This window comes from Salmonella sp. 32120201201600049SM (assembly GCF_017572835.1).
Classification (GTDB): domain Bacteria; phylum Pseudomonadota; class Gammaproteobacteria; order Enterobacterales; family Enterobacteriaceae; genus Salmonella; species Salmonella enterica.
In genome coordinates this window covers 319,594-338,449 of record NZ_JAGESA010000001.1, presented here as the reverse complement: position 1 = coordinate 338,449, position 18,856 = coordinate 319,594, and the positions used below count along the sequence as shown (strand labels likewise).

Sequence of the window (18,856 nt, the reverse complement as noted above, 5' to 3'; positions counted from 1 at the left end):
ATGAAAGAATATAAGATCTTATTAGTAGACGATCATGAAATCATCATTAACGGCATTATGAATGCCTTATTACCCTGGCCTCATTTTAAAATTGTAGAGCATGTTAAAAATGGTCTTGAGGTTTATAATGCCTGTTGCGCATACGAGCCTGACATACTTATCCTTGATCTTAGCTTACCTGGCATCAATGGCCTGGATATCATTCCTCAATTACATCAGCGTTGGCCAGCAATGAATATTCTGGTTTACACAGCATACCAACAAGAGTATATGACCATTAAAACTTTAGCCGCAGGTGCTAATGGCTATGTTTTAAAAAGCAGTAGTCAGCAAGTTCTGTTAGCGGCATTGCAAACAGTAGCAGTAAACAAGCGTTACATTGACCCAACGTTGAATCGGGAAGCTATCCTGGCTGAATTAAACGCTGACACGACCAATCATCAACTGCTTACTTTGCGCGAGCGTCAGGTTCTTAAACTTATTGACGAGGGGTATACCAATCATGGGATCAGCGAAAAGTTACATATCAGTATAAAAACCGTCGAAACACACCGGATGAATATGATGAGAAAGCTACAGGTTCATAAAGTGACAGAGTTACTTAACTGTGCCCGAAGAATGAGGTTAATAGAGTATTAACCAGGGGCGTCCGATGATATTAAGCATTGGTCATATTTTGATGAGCCTTACGCCACGCAGTATTGCTCATCATCGACAAAATCCATACGGATGCCCTGGTATGCCGCACCATTTATCACTACCTTAGTCTTCATTTGATCATGATATAGTAGAATCCCCTTATTTAACGGGCTTTACCATGTCGTATTCTATAGGCGAATTTGCCAGACTATGCGGTATCAATGCCGCCACGCTAAGGGCATGGCAGCGACGCTATGGTTTATTGAAACCGCAGCGTACTGATGGCGGGCATCGCTTATACAGCGATGACGATATTCGACAAGCGCTTAGCATCCTCGACTGGGTGAGAAAAGGCGTACCGATAAGCCAGGTCAAACCCTTACTGTCGCGTCCGGTCATTCGCCTGGGCGATAACTGGATAACGATCCAGGAGACGATGCTCCAACATCTCCACGAAGGGCGAATTGACGCGCTGCGGCAGTTGATTTATGACTGTGGCCGGGAATATCCTCGCGCAGAACTGGTGACCCATTTATTGCGTCCGTTGCGCAGCAAAGTGTCCGCGCACCTTCCCGCCGTGATGACGCTGCGCGAAATACTGGATGGCATCATTATTGCCTACACCTCTTTTTGCCTTGAAGGCGACAGAAAAGCGCCTGGCAACAATGCCTTTATTAGCGGATGGCATCTCTCGGATCACTGTGAAATCTGGCTGGAAGCGTTGACTCGTACCGGACAAGAGCTGCGGCTCAATGTGCTTCCCTCTCCACCAGCCGTGCTGGCGCCCGAGCTGTTCGCCCAGAGAAAATGGTTCCTGGTGACCACCGGAAAGCTCACTGCCGGACAGAAAAAACAGCTTGCCCAGTGGCGCAACGTGGTCGCTTCGCTGGAGGTTATCACACTATAAGCGCTGAAATAGATTTCTTCCCCTAATTATATCTTATTGATATTTAAGTACATCAAAAAAATCTCCGCGAAAACTTAGACAAAAAAACAAAGTTGTGTAAGTTTTAAATCAGCGTGAGATAACATTTTGCGCCATTGGCGTCAGTCGTCGTACTTTCAATAAGGGGGAATCATGAATAACAAACCCGTAGTCGGCATTAGCGGATGTCTGACTGGCGCCGCGGTACGCTTTGATGGCGGACATAAGCGTATGGATTTTGTCATGAACTCTCTGGCACCGTGGGTGGCCTACAAACCGATCTGCCCGGAGGTGGCGATCGGCCTGCCCGTGCCCCGCCCTGCGCTGCGTCTTATCCAGACGACCTGTGGCGACATTCGGATGCGCTATAGCCATGCCCCGCACGATGACGTCACCGAGCGAATGAATGCCTTTGCCGATCGGTTTCTGCCAACAATAGGCGAGCTGGCGGGGTTTATTGTGTGTGCAAAATCGCCCAGTTGCGGAATGGAGCGCGTTCGCCTGTATGATGAAAAGGGTAACAGGGGCCGCAAAGCTGGCACGGGGCTGTTTACCGCCGCGATGATGGACAAATATCCCTGGCTGCCGATAGAGGAAGATGGTCGCCTGCACGATCCGGTACTACGCGAGAATTTCATCGCACGTATCTTCGCGCTACATGAATTAAATGCGCTACGCGCGCAGGGCTTGAGTCGTCACAGTTTGCTCGCGTTTCATAGCCGATACAAACTTCAGCTTCTCGCCCACCACCAGGCCGGCTACCGCGAAATTGGCCCTTTCGTCGCGCGTCTGCATGAGTGGGACGATCTGGATGCCTTCTTTGTCCGATACAGAGAAAAACTGATGGCTATCCTGCGCCACCCCGCTTCACGTAAAAATCACACCAATGTGCTGATGCATATCCAGGGCTATTTTCACCGCGCGTTGAACAGCAGGCAACGCGCGGAATTACGCGAGGTGATTCTCGGCTACCGGGCGGGCCGACTACCTATCCTGGCACCGTTAACGCTGCTGAAGCACTATCTGGCGGAACATCCGGATGACTATCTACGCAGCCAGAATTATTTTGAGCCGTACCCTGATACATTAGGGCTGCGCTTAGCCATCACCTGATAACCCTGCGCATCGCTAACGGCGGGCAACCCGCCCGCCATGGTGACAATCGCGACGATTCAAAGGCGATTTCGTTATTGCCACCCTGATAGCGGCTATGACCGCGCCAGAGCGTTAATCACGGTTTCCATAGCCTGTTTTTCTAACGCGCTACGTTGGATGCGTTGATTCGCCAGCGCGGTTCTTAACACGCCCGCAATAACAATATATTTAGGCTCCTGCCCCAGATCGCGCATTTCCAGCACGACCTTGCCCACCACCCGGCACATCTCGCGGTACAGTTCGTCATCTTTTGTCGGTTTTGTCATACGTTTTACTCGTCGCCAGCTCAAACCAACAGAATATAACAGTCTTCTCAATTAAACAAAATTTGATGCAAATCAAAGAAATAACGCAGTTTATTATTCATGGCTCATACGTTGTTCGTATTCTGGTCTCTGGCGAGGCCATTTTTTCGAAACGCCTAATCAGTTCCGCCAGGCTACCGGCCTGCATTTTTTCCATGACTCTGGCGCGGTGCACCTCTACGGTACGCACCGCGATATTCATCGCTTCCGCAATTTCACGGTTCATAAATCCTTTTGCCACCAGGCTGGCCAGCTCACGCTCTTTCGGCGTCAACTGCTGGTAACACAGTATAATCTCACGACGCGCCACCGCTGCCGATGAAACCGTCAGCGCACGCTCCAGCGCCGCCTGTAGCGGTTTTACCGATACCGGTTTTTGCAGAAAATCGACGGCGCCGCGTTTCATCTGCTCCACGGCCATCGGTACATCGCCATGCCCGGTAAGAAAAACAACCGCCAGGGTACTTCCGCACTGGCGCAACGCATCATGAACGCCCTGCCCATCCAGTACCGGCATTCGCATATCCAGTAATACGACCCCGGCCTGATACAGACTGGCCTGCGCCAAAAAATCCGCCCCCTGCGTCCAGCATTTTACGTCATATCCCAGACTTTCCAGTAAAAACGCGCACGCGTTAGTGACCGCCGTATCATCATCCAGTAGATGAATTGTCGCCATCCCTGCCCCCATTTTCATGTAAGAAATGTATCGTAACCACCGTTCCCGACAGACCGTCCGGCGCGGTCTGGTTCCTGATACTGATATCGCCCCGCCCATACCGCACCAGCCGCTGGCAAATCGCCAACCCTAAGCCCATCCCCTCTTTGCGGGTGGTCATAAACGGCTGAAACGCCTGACGTAATAGCGCCTCATCGATTCCCCCGGCGTTATCCTGTAAAGCGATACTGATGCCGTTTTCAGTGCGTTCAGCAACGACCCATAAATGGGTGGCGCCCGCCTGAGCCGCATTAAGAATGATATTCGCCAGCACCTGTTCCAGCAGCACTGACGGCAGCGTTACGCGCAGCGCAGCGCTAACCTCGGTATGCAGAGTCACTGTCGGAAACTGTTGCGCCATACGCAACAATTGCCAGACATGATCAATCGCCTCCCGAATGGCTATGGCCTTCCACGCTTCGGTTAGCACCGGGTTGCCCTGCGCCTGGCTGACCCAGTGACGCAGGTTACGCAAAGTATCCGCACCGCGTTGCGCCTGCTGGTCAATCTGCTCCAGCGCCGGCAGCAAGGGATGCTGTTCATCTGCAGCGCGCAGTCGAATCAGGCACCCCTGGGCATAATGTCGAATCGCGGAAAGCGGCTGATTAAGCTCATGGGCAAACCCGGAGGTCATTTCACCCAACACGCTCATTTGCCGGGCGGTTTCCAGCGCCCGCTCATGCTGATGAAGAACTACGCTATTACGTTCCAGTTGCTTTCCACGTCGACGCACCAGCAGCATGACCCAAATATAATTGAGCGTGAGCAACAGGAACGCCAGAATCACGCCGCCGACCATTAGCTGGTGCTGGATTAACCAACTTTTGACATCCAGCCACAGTCGACGCTGCTGAGGGTGCTGACGAACATCACGCAGCAACGCTTCTACCTGACTGGTCGACGCAGGCGCGCCCCAGTGAAATGACGCGGCGGCGGGCGCGTTGAATAGCGCTCGCGTTACGCGATCCGCCAGCGCATCGCTTACCGCAGGTAGCGCCGCGAACGACCAGTCAGGATATAACGGCGTACTGGTTAAGCAAGGCAGGGGCGTCGGTCGGGAAAGCAGCGCGATAAAGTCCTTTTTATTAATCAATCCTTCCTGATCCATATTTTCTAACAGGCACACTGGCACAATTGCCGCCTGCACCGCTTTTTCGCGCAGCATATAGACTAAGGCATCGCCAGGAAATCCGGTAAAACGGAGATGAAAATCGCGCTCCGGGCGTAAGCCCGCGTCGCTGAGCGCTTTATAGCCTAATAAATAGCCGCCAAACGCCTGAGCATCAATCGCGCCGACGGTCTTACCGATGAGATCATGCGCCGTGGTGATGCCGCTATCGCGTCGGGTCAAAATCACGCTGCCAATAACATTACTCACTGCTTTCCCATCGCGCGTGGAGCGCAGGGAAGCTAACCAGCGCAGCGGCGCATGGCTGTTCAGTTGGACAAATTGCGCCGGGTTGGTTATCACAAACTGCACGGTTCCCTGGTTAACGGCTTCCTGCATTTGATGCAGATCCAGCGGCTGGATGTGAAAGGTTTCGCCTGGAAGCTGTTGGCTTAATGTCTTTGCCAACGGTTGCCAGTGGCTACGCGTAGACGCCTCGCCGCGCATGGCCAAAATACCGATATTCCACGTCCCTGCCCACGCGCCATGACAAAGTAGCCCTACTGCCGCCAACACCGCCAGGCGCCTTACGGTTTTACCTCTCACCCTAATATCCCTGTCAATTATGTTGTTTTAGATCAACAACAAGCCGGGTATGTGGTTAACCACAATAGAGCGCACCCCGCCTCGATTTTTACACTGTAAATCATCGACATTTTTTATTCATTACACATGAACCAACACCGTGACAAATGTTTCATTGTTGGCAATGTGGACGGGAGTCAATATGGACAGCAGTAAACGGCAATTTCTCCAGCAGCTTGGCGTCCTGACCGCTGGCGCCTCGCTGGTTCCGCTGGCTGAAGCGAAATTTCCTTTTTCGCCGGAGCGGCATGAAGGCTCTCCCCGACACCGTTACGCCATGCTTATCGACCTGCGGCGTTGTATCGGCTGTCAGTCCTGTACCGTAAGTTGCACTATTGAAAACCAAACGCCGCAGGGCGCGTTTCGTACGACCGTGAACCAATACCAGGTCCAGCGTGAAGGTAGTCAGGAAGTCACGAATGTGCTGTTGCCGCGTCTGTGCAACCATTGCGATAACCCCCCCTGTGTGCCGGTCTGCCCGGTACAAGCCACCTTTCAGCGGGAAGATGGCATTGTGGTGGTGGATAACAAACGCTGCGTCGGCTGCGCCTATTGTGTCCAGGCGTGTCCTTACGACGCCCGATTTATCAATCATGAAACGCAAACTGCCGATAAATGCACGTTTTGCGTCCATCGTCTGGAAGCCGGACTGTTACCCGCTTGCGTAGAGTCCTGCGTCGGCGGCGCGCGTATTATTGGCGATATCAAAGATCCCCATAGCCGCATCGCCACCATGCTTCATCAGCATCGCGACGCTATCAAGGTATTAAAGCCGGAAAACGGCACGTCGCCCCATGTTTTCTACCTGGGTCTGGACGACGCCTTTGTCACCCCATTAATGGGCCGTGCGCAGCCCGCGCTTTGGCAGGAGGTCTGAATGACGCATTCACTCATCATTGAAGAAGTGCTGGCTCACCCGCAGGACATTAGCTGGCTGCCGTGGGCGGTACAATATTTCTTTTTTATTGGCATTGCCGCCTGCGCCGCACTGTTTGCCTGTTATCTTCACTGGCGGAAAAAAGACGCCGCAACAGAAGAAAATCGGGCATTACTGATTGCCATTACCTGTGCGATTACCGCACCGCTGGCGCTGACGGCGGATCTGCACCAGACCGCCCGCGTCTGGCATTTCTATGCCTGGCCGACGCCCTGGTCGTGGATGCCCTGGGGAGCGTTATTCCTGCCGCTGTTTACCGGATTTCTCGCTCTGTGGTTCCTGGCGCAGCAGATTAAACGATTATTCAATAAAAGTTACAACGTCACTAAATGGTTGGCGTTAGCCAGCGCGCTTTGCGCGGTGGGCCTGTTGATTTATACCGGCCGCGAAGTCTCCGTTGTGCTGGCGCGCCCAATCTGGTTTAGCTACGCCTTCCCCGTGGCGATGTTCCTTAGCGCCTTACAGGCGTTCTTCGCGCTGATGATTGTCGCCGCCCGACGCGACTCGGTAAGGCTGCCAAAAATATTGTGGGGACAAATCTGGACGCTGGCGGCGCTGGGGCTGGTTGTGGCCATGTGGGTTAGCGGCGATACGCTTTCCGGCACGGCAATCCGTCAGTGGATTACCGTCGCCCTGTCAGCCAAATATTACGCTGTCGGCTGGGTAGCGCTGTGGGTATGCACACTGCTGTTCTGTAGCCTGGCGCTACGCCATCCGTTATCACAGCTAAGACGCGTCCTGCTGGTTCTCAGCGCGCTGGCGCTATGTTGGCTGATGCGCTGGACATTGTTGATTCAGGTACAAACCGTCCCCAAGTTCAACGCGCAATTTAACCCTTACTCGTTACCAGGCGGAACGGATGGCTGGCTGGCTATTCTCGGCACCTTCGGCCTGTGGATAGCGCTACTGATTATTATTCGTGAAACGCTGAACGGACTCACCAGGAGATTACAACATGGCTAATTTAACCCGTCGTCAGTGGCTAAAAGTCGGTCTCGCCGTCGGTGGGATGGTCACTTTTGGTCTGAGCTACCGTGATGTGGCGAAACGCGCAATTGATGGCCTGTTAAACGGGACATCCGGCAAGGTAACGCGCGACCGCATCTTTGGCAATGCGTTAATTCCGGAGGCGCAGGCGCAAACGCACTGGCAGCAAAATCCACAACAAACCATCGCCATGACGCAATGCTTCGGCTGTTGGACACAGTGCGGTATCCGCGCCCGGGTTAATGCCGATGGCAAAGTGATACGCATCGCCGGCAATCCCTATCACCCCTTGTCGCAGGAACACCCGATTGACTCGTCCGTCCCTTTTAGCGAAGCCATGGAGCAACTGGCGGGAGAAAGCGGTCTTGACGCCCGCTCAACCGCCTGCGCGCGCGGCGCCACGCTGCTGGAAAGCCTGTACAGTCCGCTACGACTGCTTGAACCGATGAAACGCGTGGGTAAACGCGGCGAAGGGAAATGGCAGCGCATCAGCTTTGAGCAACTTATTGAAGAAGTCGTGGAAGGCGGCGATCTGTTTGGCGAAGGTCATGTGGACGGACTGCGCGCTATTCATGCGCCGGATACGCCAATTGACGCAAAGCACCCCAGTTTCGGGCCCAAAACCAATCAGTTACTGGTCACGAATACCAGCGACGAAGGCCGCGATGCGTTTCTGCGTCGTTTTGCGCTAAATAGCTTCGGCAGCAAGAATTTCGGCGCGCATGGCGCCTACTGTGGACTGGCTTACCGGGCCGGCTCCGGGGCATTGATGGGCGATCTGGATAAAAACCCGCATGTCAAACCCGACTGGGAAAACGTGGAGTTTGCGCTCTTTATGGGCACCTCCCCGGCACAGTCCGGCAATCCGTTTAAACGCCAGGCGCGTCAGTTGGCGAGCGCCCGGCTGCGTGAGAATTTTCAATACGTCGTGGTCGCCCCCGCCCTCCCCTTATCAACGGTGCTCGCCGATCCTCGCGGTCGCTGGCAACCGGTCATGCCCGGCAGCGATTCGGCGCTGGCAATGGGGATGATCCGCTGGATCATGGATAATCAACGTTATAATGCTGATTATCTGGCGATTCCCGGCGTACAGGCGATGCAGCAGGCTGGCGAGCAAAGTTGGACCAACGCCACGCACCTGGTCATTGCGGATGAACTGCCGACGCTTGCCGGACAGCACCTGACGCTGCGCCATCTTACGCCCGATGGCGAAGAGACCCCTGTCGTGCTGAATACCGACGGCGAGTTGGTCGATGCGTCCACTTGCCGACAGGCACGGCTTTTCGTGACGCAGTACGTTACGCTCGCCGACGGCCAACGGGTCACGGTGAAGAGCGGGTTGCAACGCCTGAAAGAGGCGGCAGAAAAGCTCTCGTTGGCGCAATACAGCGAACAGTGCGGCGTGCCGGAAGCGCAAATTATCGCGCTGGCGGAAACCTTTACCAGTCACGGACGTAAAGCTGCGGTCATCAGTCACGGCGGCATGATGGCCGGCAATGGGTTTTATAACGCCTGGTCGGTCATGATGCTTAACGCGCTGATCGGCAACCTCAGCTTGTCCGGCGGCGTCTTTGTCGGCGGCGGCAAATTCAACGGCGTTAGCGACGGCCCCCGCTACAACATGAATAGTTTTGCCGGAAAAGTGAAACCGTCCGGGTTAAGTATTGCCCGTAGCAAAACCGCTTATGAAGCATCGGAAGAATACCGCGACAAAATTGCCGGTGGGCAATCCCCTTATCCAGCCAAAGCGCCGTGGTATCCCTTTGTGGCAGGCCAGCTTACCGAACTGTTGACCTCCGCGCTCGAAGGCTATCCTTATCCGCTTAAAGCCTGGATTTCCAATATGAGCAACCCGTTTTACGGTGTTCCCGGTCTACGCGCCGTGGCGGAAGAAAAACTAAAAGACCCTCGCCGACTGCCGCTCTTTATCGCGATTGACGCCTTTATGAATGAAACGACGGCGCTGGCGGATTACATTGTGCCGGATACGCACAATTTTGAGAGCTGGGGCTTTACGGCGCCCTGGGGCGGCGTAGCCAGTAAAGCCACTACCGCCCGCTGGCCGGTTGTCGCCCCCACCACTCACCGCACGGCGGACGGGCAACCTGTCTCAATGGAAGCATTTTGTATTGCGGTAGCAAAACGGCTCCATCTGCCCGGCTTCGGCGACCGGGCGATAACCGATCCGCAGGGCAATACTTTTCCACTGAACCGGGCGGAAGACTTCTATCTGCGCGTAGCCGCTAATATCGCCTTTATGGGCAAGACGCCGGTCGCGCTGGCAAATCAGGAAGATATTTCGCTTACCGGCGTCAGCCGCATTCTGCCAGCAATTCAGCACACGCTTAAAGCTGATGAGGTCGGTCGCGTGGCGTTTATCTACTCGCGTGGCGGCCGGTTTGCGCCCGAGGATAGCGGCTATACGGAGCAACGGTTAGGTAACGCGTGGAAAAAACCCTTACAGATCTGGAATGCAGATGTCGCCGCCCACCGTCACGCCATCACCGGGGAGCGCTTCAGCGGTTGCCCGGTCTGGTATCCGGCGCGTTTGTCAGATGGTCGTGCGATTGACGACCAGTTTCCCATTGGACAATGGCCGCTGAAACTGATTTCATTTAAATCAAACACCATGTCCAGCTCAACAGCCGTCATCCCGCGCTTACACCATGTGAAGCCAGCAAACCTGGTGGCGCTGAATCCGCAAGACGGCGAACGTTATGGACTGCAACATGGCGATCGGGTACGGATCATTACGCCGGGCGGTCAGGTCGTGGCGCAAATCAGTTTGTTAAATGGCGTGATGCCAGGCGTCATCGCCATCGAACACGGATATGGTCACCGCGAGATGGGCGCAACGCAGCACTCTCTGGATGGCGTGCCTATGCCGTATGATCCACAAATCAGGGCAGGCATAAATCTTAACGATCTGGGCTTTGCCGATCCGACAAGAACCATTACCAACACCTGGCTCGACTGGGTTTCTGGCGCGGCAGTACGTCAGGGGCTGCCGGCAAAAATCGAGCGTATATAACCCCCGGGCCGGAGAGCGATATCGTCTTATTTCGTCGAGGGTAGCGACTGATAAGCGAACGCTGTCCGGCTGCATATACTCACTGAATCGTGCAAGCCCAACTATTTTACGTTCACCCCGTCATATTACATAGAAAATATATGACAACACTCACAAAACTATTTTCCCCTTCTGTAAGCAATTAATATTTAACACATTGGCTGCGCTTCTGATTATTGACATTCATTTGGGGTTACTTCCGGTTGACCGCATAATCTGTGATTGAATTCACCGCATGACAACATTGCCATAAATACAATTCAACTCACTACCCGGAGGCAATATGTTTAAAGAAGAAAGACGTCATGCCATCATTAATTTACTGATAAAGGATAATAGTGTTAGCGTCAGTAAACTTTCAGACCTTTATAAGGTTAGCCAGGAGACTATTCGTTCCGATCTACGCTATTTCCAGAAATCAGGTATGCTTCAGCGTTGCTATGGCGGAGGGATTTTAAACCGTGACGCGCTGAGTAAGCTTATCACTGAAAATAAGATTGATATCTCCAGTACTATCGCCACGCCAATCCATCAGGATGCAAAACTGCGCCGGGAAAACACAAAAAAAGCAGGCAAGGTGTGTGTTTTAGGCTCCTTCAATATTGATGTTTCAGCAACCGTGCCGTGGTTTCCACAAAGCGGAGAATCCATTCTGGCCAGTCAATTTGGATTCTATCCTGGCGGTAAAGGAGCCAACCAGGCTTTAGCGGCAAACAATGCCGGCGCTGCGGCGCATTTTATTTTTAAAGTGGGTAAAGATCAGTTCAGCGCATTTGCTATGAATCATATTATTCAATCAGGCATCACCTCATACAGCGCGTATCAAACAGATAAAGCGCCCACCGGTAGCGCATTGATCTATGTCTCCGCCGTGGATGGCGATAATATTATCGCCATCTACCCTGGCGCCAATATGATGCTCACCACGCAAGAGATTAACGAGCAACACCGTTATATCGCCGAGTCTGACGTTATGTTAATGCAGCTCGAAACGAACATTGAAGCGTTGACTGAATTTATTCGCCTGGGCAAACAAGAAAATAAAATGATCATGCTCAATCCTGCCCCCTATACGAAACAGGTGACGCATTTATTATCTGATATTGACATCATCACGCCGAATGAAACTGAAGCCTCTTTTTTATCCGGCGTAACCATTACTGATATTAATGATGCGAAAAAAGCCGGAAATATTATTCTGCAATCCGGGGTGAAAAAAGTCATCATTACCCTTGGCGCCCGTGGCTCTCTGCTCTGTGAGCACGCCCGCACGTTGTATATTCCTGCGTGGAGCGCCGTGGTAAAAGATGCCGCCGGGGCCGGTGACGCTTTTAATGGCGCCTTAGCCGCCGCGCTGGCGCGACAAGCAGATATGGTCGCAGCCATTCAATATGCCTCCGCTTTCGCTTCTCTGGCGGTGGAACAAGTCGGTGCGTCGAGTATGCCTCAGCACTTGCAGGTTTTACATCGAATGCGTACCCAATCTAATAAAGTCATTCACATTAATTAACAGGTGACATAATGAAAATTTTATTTATTGGCGAATCCTGGCACATTCATATGATTCACTCTAAAGGTTTTGATAGCTTTACATCGAGCAAATACGAAGAAGGCGCAGACTATTTATTATCCTGCTTACGCCAGAGTAATATCGATGTGGACTACATGCCTGCCCATATTGTGCAAACTCGTTTTCCACAAACCGCCGAAGCATTAGCCTGCTATGATGCGATCGTCATCAGTGATATCGGTAGCAATACGTTCCTGCTACAAAACAGAACGTTTTATAATATGGACATTATTCCTGATGCATTACAACTTATCGCCGATTATGTTGCTGAGGGCGGCGGTCTGTTGATGATCGGCGGGTATTTATCCTTTACGGGAATAGAAGCAAAAGCCAATTATAAAAATACGGTTCTGGCGGAGGTATTGCCGGTTGATATGCTGGATGTAGATGACCGCGTAGAACTACCGCAAGGATGTAAAGCAGTAAATACTGCGGTAGAGCATGTTATTACCCAGCCATTTAGCGAATGGCCGCCGCTATTGGGCTATAACAAGCTTATCGCCAAAGAAAATAGTCAAGTCCTTGCTGAAATTAATGGCGATCCACTGTTAGTTATGGGTACTTACCATAAAGGGAAAGTATGTTGCTTTGCCAGTGATTGTTCACCGCACTGGGGAAGCCCGCAGTTTCTGCAATGGGAACATTACGCCACCTTCTGGTGTAATGTTTTACACACAATAAAAAAATAATATTACCCAGGCGAATATAAATTTCGCCTGCCCTGCCACACACTGAGTCATTAAGAATATGAATGATACTTATCTCTATGGCGAAATGTTTTCTGAAAACATATTGACAAGCTATCGGATTTATGGAGACAGAAAATCATTACTCACGCCGCTCATTATCCTTCACGGCGGCCCTTCTGGCGGCTTTGATTATTTATTAAATTATCGCCATCTGGCTGATGACGGGCGCATGGTAATATTTTACGATCAATATGGCTGCGGTCGTTCAACGCATTTTCCTCATGCCGACGCGTCTTTCTGGACTATTGCGCGTTATCTCCGTCAATTAACCCAATTAATTAATCACCTGGGTATCGGACAAGGGTATTCGATACTGGGACATTCCTGGGGCGGAATGCTTGCCGCAGAGCACGCCTGCTTACAGCCTGCCGGGCTTCGCGGGACGATACTGGCCAGTTCGCCGGCCAGTATCGCCCTGTGGCAACAGGAAGCCATACGGCTCTTTAACGCTCTGACGCCAATGTCCGATGACGATATCAAAAACGTCATTATGCCCGCCGTCATTTATCAAAACCCACCGGAACAGCTGGTCGCTTATTATGCCAGGCACGTTTATACCCTCGCGGAAGAAGCCGTTCATGTTCAGCGATCTAATGCGCAGTTCGCCGCCGACCCTACGGGTTATCACATTTTATGGGGAACCAATGAACTGGCGGCAAATGGCAAACTTGCCGACTGGGATATTACGCCCCATTTGTGCCAGATACGCTGTCCTGTTCTGGTACTACGCGGCGAAAACGATCAGGCAACCGAGCGCGTCGTCTCTCCGCTGCTCTCTCACATTTCAGACTGCCGCGCGGTCACTATTCCTGGCAGCAGCCATAACCCGCATGAAGAAAATATCGCGCCCTGCCTCGCAGCGGTAAGCGCGTTTTTACGCGATCTGGCATAAAAAGCCATTAAGGTATTTATCATGAAAAAAGTCAAAAAATTGTCTCTTACCGATTTAGTGCTTTATGGTCTGGTGTTTATGGTGCCTATCGCGCCAGTCTCTCTTTATGGCGTCGTTTATAATCTTTCGCACGGTATGGTTGCGCTGGTTTATATTATTGGCGCTATCGCGATGTTTTTTACCGCGTACAGCTACTCTACCTTATCGCAGCATATCTCCTCGTCGGGTTCGGCCTATGCGTATGCTGGCGTATGCATTAATCCCGCCGTAGGGTTTCTGACCGGATGGATATTACTGCTGGATTATCTTTTGTTCCCTACGCTCGTGGCAGTGCTGGGCGGCGTCGCGGTCCACGCTATTTTACCGCAAATTCCGGTCTGGGTCTGGCCGTTGATTTATGTGGCTATTGGCACCGGAGTCAACTATCTCGGGATACAGCAAACGGCGAAATTCGATAAGTTACTGGTCTTTATTCAACTCGGTATTCTGGCGATTTTCGTGCTACTCATTGTCCGTCTGATGCTGCTGGACAGTAGTCAGATAACGCTTTCCTTCCGGCCTTTTTTCGATTCACAGTGGTTCACCCCAGGGCTCATCGCGACGGCGATTTCGGTGGCTGCGCTGAACTTTCTCGGCTTTGACGCTATCAGTACATTAAGTGAAGAAAGCGAAGGCGGGGGGCGCGCCGTCAGTAAAGCAACGCTGTTGGCGTTAGTTTTGGCGACAGTACTGTTTATTATCGTTGTGGCGTTTGCGGCGTTCGCCACCGGTAACGTCGACCGCTTCGCGGAAGGTAATGCGACGAATGAAGCATTTTTCACCATTGCCGGCAACGTTGGCGGTATCTGGCTCAAAGTGGCATTTTCCATCATTGTGGCGTTTGTGTGCGCCGTCGGCAACATTATTACCGCGCAAACGGCGGTGTCCAGAGTGCTATTTTCAATGGGGCGTGACCGAATGTTGCCCGCCTTCCTCGCTCACGTCCATACCACGCGTAAAACGCCGGATTATGCCATTCTGTTTACCGGCGGCGTCACCCTGCTGCTCAGCTACCTGTTTTCCGGCAAGATTGAATCTATCTCCACGCTGGTGAACTTTGGCGCGCTTTTCGCTTTTTTTGTCGTGAACCTGTGTGTGTTTATCCTGTTCAATTTTCGGATGAAAGCCCAGCGGCGCATTTTCGCCCATGTCATTTCGCCGATCATGGGGATGATCGTCATCGGCTACGTCTGTTTAAACATGAACATTCACGCTCTGATACTCGGAATTAGCTGGGCGGCGATCGGGATAGCGATTCTGTGCTATCGAAAAGCACACAACCAAAACATCGCCATCGACCTGGAAGGCAAAAAGTTGCTCGATTGACATTATGCGCAACAACACCCACTGTTGCGCAACGCCGCCCCTGTTCGGGCGGCGTTATCGCCAGCGACATCGTAAACAGCGTAATAACAAACCGTTGTGGATCTGCACAGATGTCTTTTGAAACAGGGTTTTCATTTTCCTTTTTTGTAAATTTCAGCGTATAATGCGCGCCAATTGTCTCTTGAATGGTTTCAGCGCATTGGACTGTAAAACTCAACGACTAAAATTATCCCCTTCCCGTTGGGCTGAAACGCGAGCACACATTCCTCTGCACGCTCTTTCGATGTCACCTATCCTTAGAGCGAGGCATCATCACTTTAGCAACACAGGCTTAGCTTCCGGGCCGTGCGCGCCCGAAGCCAGATTTCCATATCCTCCTCAACTTAAAGACTAAGACTGTCATGAAAAAGACGAAAATTGTTTGTACTATCGGTCCGAAAACCGAATCCGAAGAGATGTTAAGCAAAATGCTGGACGCGGGCATGAACGTGATGCGTCTGAACTTCTCTCATGGCGATTATGCAGAACACGGTCAGCGTATCCAGAACTTGCGCAACGTGATGAGCAAAACCGGGAAAAAAGCCGCTATTCTGCTTGATACTAAAGGACCAGAAATCCGCACCATTAAACTGGAAGGCGGTAACGACGTTTCGCTGAAAGCGGGTCAAACCTTCACTTTTACCACCGACAAATCCGTGGTCGGTAATAATGAAATCGTTGCCGTCACCTATGAAGGCTTCACCAGCGACCTGAGCGTTGGCAACACCGTCCTGGTTGACGATGGTCTGATCGGTATGGAAGTGACCGCCATCGAAGGCAATAAAGTCATTTGTAAGGTGCTGAACAACGGCGATCTGGGCGAGAACAAAGGCGTTAACCTGCCGGGCGTTTCTATTGCTCTGCCGGCGCTGGCTGAAAAAGACAAACAGGACCTGATCTTCGGTTGCGAACAGGGCGTTGACTTTGTTGCTGCGTCCTTTATCCGTAAACGTTCTGACGTTGTCGAAATTCGCGAGCATCTGAAAGCCCACGGCGGCGAAAACATCCAGATTATCTCTAAGATCGAAAACCAGGAAGGCCTGAACAACTTCGATGAAATTCTCGAAGCTTCCGACGGCATCATGGTTGCGCGTGGTGACCTGGGCGTAGAAATCCCGGTTGAAGAAGTGATTTTTGCGCAGAAAATGATGATCGAAAAATGTATCCGCGCACGTAAAGTCGTGATCACCGCGACTCAGATGCTGGATTCTATGATCAAAAACCCGCGTCCGACCCGCGCAGAAGCAGGCGACGTAGCGAACGCCATCCTCGACGGTACGGATGCGGTTATGCTGTCCGGCGAATCCGCAAAAGGGAAATACCCGCTGGAAGCCGTTTCTATCATGGCGACCATCTGCGAACGTACCGACCGCGTCATGAACAGCCGTCTGGACTACAACAACGACAGCCGTAAACTGCGCATTACGGAAGCGGTATGCCGCGGTGCGGTAGAAACCGCCGAAAAACTGGAAGCGCCGCTGATCGTGGTAGCGACCCAGGGCGGTAAATCCGCTCGCGCCGTGCGTAAATACTTCCCGGACGCCACCATCCTGGCATTGACCACCAATGAAGTGACCGCCCGTCAGTTAGTACTGAGCAAAGGCGTGGTATCGCAGCTGGTGAAAGAAATCAATTCTACTGATGATTTCTACCGTCTGGGCAAAGATGTCGCCCTGCAAAGCGGCCTCGCCCAGAAAGGCGACGTCGTAGTGATGGTCTCCGGCGCGCTGGTTCCAAGCGGCACCACTAACACCGCCTCTGTTCACGTACTGTAATAATTGTTGTGTGAATTAATTTGTTTAAAAAAGCGCCCTTCCGGCGCTTTTTTTATTTAATCGATAGCCACTATTAATAAAAAAATCAAATCGGATTTTACTATCTAATTGCGGATTATCTAAGAAGAATCCGATGGAAGCCCCCTGTTTTCTTTCGGTTTTTTAGGGACTTTCATGCATTTCGATGCTTCTTTGAGCGAACGATCAAAAATAAGTGCATTCCCATCAAAAAAATATTCTCAACATAAAAAAGTTTGTGTAATACTTGTAACGCTACATGGAGATTAACTCAATCTAGAGGGTATTAATAATGAATCGTACTAAACTGGTACTGGGCGCGGTAATCCTGGGTTCTACTCTGCTGGCTGGTTGCTCCAGCAACGCTAAAATCGATCAGCTGTCTTCTGACGTTCAGACTCTGAACGCTAAAGTTGACCAGCTGAGCAACGACGTGAACGCAATGCGTTCCGACGTTCAGGCTGCTAAAGACGACGCAGCTCGCGCTAACCAGCGTCTGGACAACCAGGCTACTAAATACCGTAAGTAATAGTACCTGCGTAATAAAAATGGCGCACGATGTGCGCCATTTTTTTTACCTATATAACCACACAAAATATAATGTTATTGTTATGAACCGCACTAACAAGCTGATCTTAGGTGCAGCAGTTCTGGGTTCCACGTTACTGGCAGGTTGTTCAAGCAACGCTAAAATCGATCAGTTGTCTTCCGATGTACAGACGCTGAGCGCTAAAGTTGAGCAACTGAGTAATGACGTAAATGCAATGCGTTCCGACGTTCAGGCTGCTAAAGACGATGCTGCTCGCGCGAACCAGCGTCTGGACAACAAAGTAGTATCCCACGTCCGTAAGTAATTTGACGCACGATATAAAATGGCGCACATCGTGCGCCATTTTTTTGTCCGTCGTTTGCTGCGAAGGCTACTGCGTGACGCGCGTTTGCCCCTCTTCTCCGACAAAACCGTTCTGAGCGGATTCGACTGCGGTCGTATTTACCGCTGGCGTCTGCCCGGCGCTCACGCTGACTGGATACCCGGCTCGCCGGTATAGCGCCTTATCGACCAGGCGACTATCCACCCCTTGTGCGTTTCTGAACGCGGTAAATTCCGCAGGCAACACGTAGGGCATCGTCTGCACGTTTTGCTCTTCTTCCGGCGATAGCGGCCTGTGTACCTCTACATAACGAATGCCATTCGGCTCGACAGAGAATTTCACCGGCTGGTTAATCACTTTTACCGGCGTCCCCGTTCTGACCTGCGCAAATAACGCCTTGATGTCCGGCGCGTTCATGCGAATGCAACCGGAACTCACGCGCAGACCCACGCTATCCGGCGCGCTGGTGCCATGAATGAGATATTCCCCATTACCGTGCGCCAGACGCAGCGCATAGCGTCCCAGCGGGTTATTTGGCCCGGCAGGGATCACCGGTGGCAGCGTGATCCCCCGCTCAAGCGAACGTTGGCGTATGCCCGCCGTCGGCGTCCACGTCGGGTTGGGGATCTTTTGCCCTATCCGGGTATCCATGACGGGAGTTTCCAGTCCCTGCAAACCGATGCCGATGGGATACACCTGAACGCGGTTTTCTCCCGGCGGGTAATAATACAACCGTAGCTCCGCGAGGTTGACGATGACGCCTTCCCTGGGCGCATCCGGCAATAGCATCTGTGAGGGAATGGTAATTAGCGTACCGGGCTTAGGCACCGGCGCAATCGTATTGTTCGCTTCAAGGATGAGCATCGCCGCCGTATCAAAACGCCGGGCGATAGCCTGCAGGTTTTTATCACCTTCCTGTACGGTATAGGTTTGATTCTGACCAATAAGACGGCTGCCTTCGGGCGGTAATGGATAATCAACCGCCCAGGCTGCCTGTAACGCGCTATACGCGCCGATAATAGTTAGCGTAATGAAAGACGCACGTTTCATACCAAACCTCCTGTATTCCTGGTGATGCCCTCTGCGA

17 protein-coding genes are annotated in these 18,856 nt (G+C 52.0%); 13 read left to right on the top strand and 4 right to left on the bottom strand.

The annotated features are described in order from the left end of the window. The 3 genes from J4650_RS01685 to mlrB all read left to right on the top strand — a co-directional run bounded on the left by J4650_RS01685 (position 1) and on the right by mlrB (position 2,677). The gene (locus tag J4650_RS01685; protein ID WP_000666335.1) at positions 1 to 639 is read left to right on the top strand and encodes a two component system response regulator; all 639 of its coding nucleotides are present in this window, start codon (positions 1 to 3) and stop codon (positions 637 to 639) included. 178 nt (positions 640 to 817) lie between these two features. After that, positions 818 to 1,546, top strand: a complete 729-nt coding sequence (locus tag J4650_RS01680) for a MerR family transcriptional regulator (protein ID WP_000122320.1) — start codon at positions 818 to 820, stop codon at positions 1,544 to 1,546. Between the two features lie 171 nt (positions 1,547 to 1,717). Beyond that, a complete protein-coding gene (gene mlrB / locus J4650_RS01675) occupies positions 1,718 to 2,677 on the top strand; it encodes a transcriptional regulator MlrB (RefSeq protein WP_001060717.1) in 960 nt (319 codons plus the stop codon). 95 nt (positions 2,678 to 2,772) lie between these two features. Here mlrB and fumD read toward each other — a convergent pair whose 3' ends face one another. The 3 genes from fumD to ttrS form a co-directional block, all read right to left on the bottom strand. Further along, positions 2,773 to 2,985 (bottom strand): fumarate hydratase FumD, encoded by a 213-nt coding sequence (gene fumD, locus J4650_RS01670; protein ID WP_000165779.1) that lies wholly within the window; start codon positions 2,983 to 2,985, stop codon positions 2,773 to 2,775. A 97-nt stretch (positions 2,986 to 3,082) separates the two neighbouring features. Beyond that, on the bottom strand, positions 3,083 to 3,703 hold the full coding sequence (gene ttrR, locus J4650_RS01665) for a tetrathionate respiration response regulator TtrR (protein ID WP_000190927.1): 621 nt from the start codon (positions 3,701 to 3,703) through the stop codon (positions 3,083 to 3,085). Beyond that, entirely contained in the window at positions 3,678 to 5,456 is a 1,779-nt protein-coding gene (ttrS, locus tag J4650_RS01660) for a tetrathionate respiration histidine kinase TtrS (RefSeq protein WP_001214415.1), read from the bottom strand. Before ttrS ends, ttrR begins: the two co-directional genes overlap by 26 nt. Before the next feature lie 181 nt (positions 5,457 to 5,637). Here ttrS and ttrB point away from each other — a divergent pair, with 181 nt between their 5' ends. The 10 genes from ttrB to J4650_RS01610 all read left to right on the top strand — a co-directional run bounded on the left by ttrB (position 5,638) and on the right by J4650_RS01610 (position 17,751). Beyond that, on the top strand, positions 5,638 to 6,372 hold the full coding sequence (gene ttrB / locus J4650_RS01655) for a tetrathionate reductase subunit TtrB (protein ID WP_001523928.1): 735 nt from the start codon (positions 5,638 to 5,640) through the stop codon (positions 6,370 to 6,372). Beyond that, positions 6,373 to 7,395, top strand: a complete 1,023-nt coding sequence (gene ttrC, locus J4650_RS01650) for a tetrathionate reductase subunit TtrC (RefSeq protein ID WP_000149760.1) — start codon at positions 6,373 to 6,375, stop codon at positions 7,393 to 7,395. Continuing rightward, a complete protein-coding gene (ttrA, locus tag J4650_RS01645; protein ID WP_023993760.1) occupies positions 7,388 to 10,450 on the top strand; it encodes a tetrathionate reductase subunit TtrA in 3,063 nt (1,020 codons plus the stop codon). The genes ttrC and ttrA overlap by 8 nt, the downstream gene beginning before the upstream one ends. A 322-nt stretch (positions 10,451 to 10,772) precedes the next feature. After that, positions 10,773 to 11,999, top strand: coding sequence for a PfkB family carbohydrate kinase (locus J4650_RS01640; protein WP_000471822.1), 1,227 nt, complete (start codon positions 10,773 to 10,775; stop codon positions 11,997 to 11,999). Between the two features lie 11 nt (positions 12,000 to 12,010). Beyond that, entirely contained in the window at positions 12,011 to 12,748 is a 738-nt protein-coding gene (locus tag J4650_RS01635) for a glutamine amidotransferase (protein ID WP_000697195.1), read from the top strand. A 58-nt stretch (positions 12,749 to 12,806) separates the two neighbouring features. After that, on the top strand, positions 12,807 to 13,700 hold the full coding sequence (locus tag J4650_RS01630) for a proline iminopeptidase-family hydrolase (RefSeq protein WP_001000506.1): 894 nt from the start codon (positions 12,807 to 12,809) through the stop codon (positions 13,698 to 13,700). A gap of 21 nt (positions 13,701 to 13,721) precedes the next feature. After that, complete coding sequence (locus J4650_RS01625) at positions 13,722 to 15,065, top strand: APC family permease (protein ID WP_000756089.1); 1,344 nt, start codon at positions 13,722 to 13,724, stop codon at positions 15,063 to 15,065. 401 nt (positions 15,066 to 15,466) lie between these two features. Further along, a complete protein-coding gene (gene pykF / locus J4650_RS01620) occupies positions 15,467 to 16,879 on the top strand; it encodes a pyruvate kinase PykF (protein WP_000751447.1) in 1,413 nt (470 codons plus the stop codon). A 310-nt stretch (positions 16,880 to 17,189) separates the two neighbouring features. Continuing rightward, positions 17,190 to 17,426 carry a murein lipoprotein Lpp gene (gene lpp / locus J4650_RS01615; RefSeq protein WP_001082307.1) on the top strand — a complete coding sequence of 79 codons (237 nt, stop codon included), beginning with the start codon at positions 17,190 to 17,192 and terminating at the stop codon, positions 17,424 to 17,426. Positions 17,427 to 17,508: 82 nt separating this feature from the next. Beyond that, positions 17,509 to 17,751: a major outer membrane lipoprotein gene (locus J4650_RS01610; protein WP_023993759.1), complete on the top strand. Its 243-nt coding sequence runs from the start codon at positions 17,509 to 17,511 to the stop codon at positions 17,749 to 17,751. 66 nt (positions 17,752 to 17,817) lie between these two features. Here the strand turns inward: J4650_RS01610 and J4650_RS01605 are convergent, their stop codons facing one another. After that, positions 17,818 to 18,819 (bottom strand): L,D-transpeptidase family protein, encoded by a 1,002-nt coding sequence (locus tag J4650_RS01605; protein WP_000817060.1) that lies wholly within the window; start codon positions 18,817 to 18,819, stop codon positions 17,818 to 17,820. Positions 18,820 to 18,856 lie beyond the last annotated feature (37 nt).

Coding starts and splice junctions, on each gene's coding strand:
- J4650_RS01685 (WP_000666335.1), top strand. CDS start 1: ATGAAAGAATATAAGATCTTATTAGTAGACGATCATGAAATCATCATT.
- J4650_RS01680 (WP_000122320.1), top strand. CDS start 818: ATGTCGTATTCTATAGGCGAATTTGCCAGACTATGCGGTATCAATGCC.
- mlrB (WP_001060717.1), top strand. CDS start 1,718: ATGAATAACAAACCCGTAGTCGGCATTAGCGGATGTCTGACTGGCGCC.
- fumD (WP_000165779.1), bottom strand. CDS start 2,985: ATGACAAAACCGACAAAAGATGACGAACTGTACCGCGAGATGTGCCGG.
- ttrR (WP_000190927.1), bottom strand. CDS start 3,703: ATGGCGACAATTCATCTACTGGATGATGATACGGCGGTCACTAACGCG.
- ttrB (WP_001523928.1), top strand. CDS start 5,638: ATGGACAGCAGTAAACGGCAATTTCTCCAGCAGCTTGGCGTCCTGACC.
- ttrC (WP_000149760.1), top strand. CDS start 6,373: ATGACGCATTCACTCATCATTGAAGAAGTGCTGGCTCACCCGCAGGAC.
- ttrA (WP_023993760.1), top strand. CDS start 7,388: ATGGCTAATTTAACCCGTCGTCAGTGGCTAAAAGTCGGTCTCGCCGTC.
- J4650_RS01640 (WP_000471822.1), top strand. CDS start 10,773: ATGTTTAAAGAAGAAAGACGTCATGCCATCATTAATTTACTGATAAAG.
- J4650_RS01635 (WP_000697195.1), top strand. CDS start 12,011: ATGAAAATTTTATTTATTGGCGAATCCTGGCACATTCATATGATTCAC.
- J4650_RS01630 (WP_001000506.1), top strand. CDS start 12,807: ATGAATGATACTTATCTCTATGGCGAAATGTTTTCTGAAAACATATTG.
- J4650_RS01625 (WP_000756089.1), top strand. CDS start 13,722: ATGAAAAAAGTCAAAAAATTGTCTCTTACCGATTTAGTGCTTTATGGT.
- pykF (WP_000751447.1), top strand. CDS start 15,467: ATGAAAAAGACGAAAATTGTTTGTACTATCGGTCCGAAAACCGAATCC.
- lpp (WP_001082307.1), top strand. CDS start 17,190: ATGAATCGTACTAAACTGGTACTGGGCGCGGTAATCCTGGGTTCTACT.
- J4650_RS01610 (WP_023993759.1), top strand. CDS start 17,509: ATGAACCGCACTAACAAGCTGATCTTAGGTGCAGCAGTTCTGGGTTCC.
- J4650_RS01605 (WP_000817060.1), bottom strand. CDS start 18,819: ATGAAACGTGCGTCTTTCATTACGCTAACTATTATCGGCGCGTATAGC.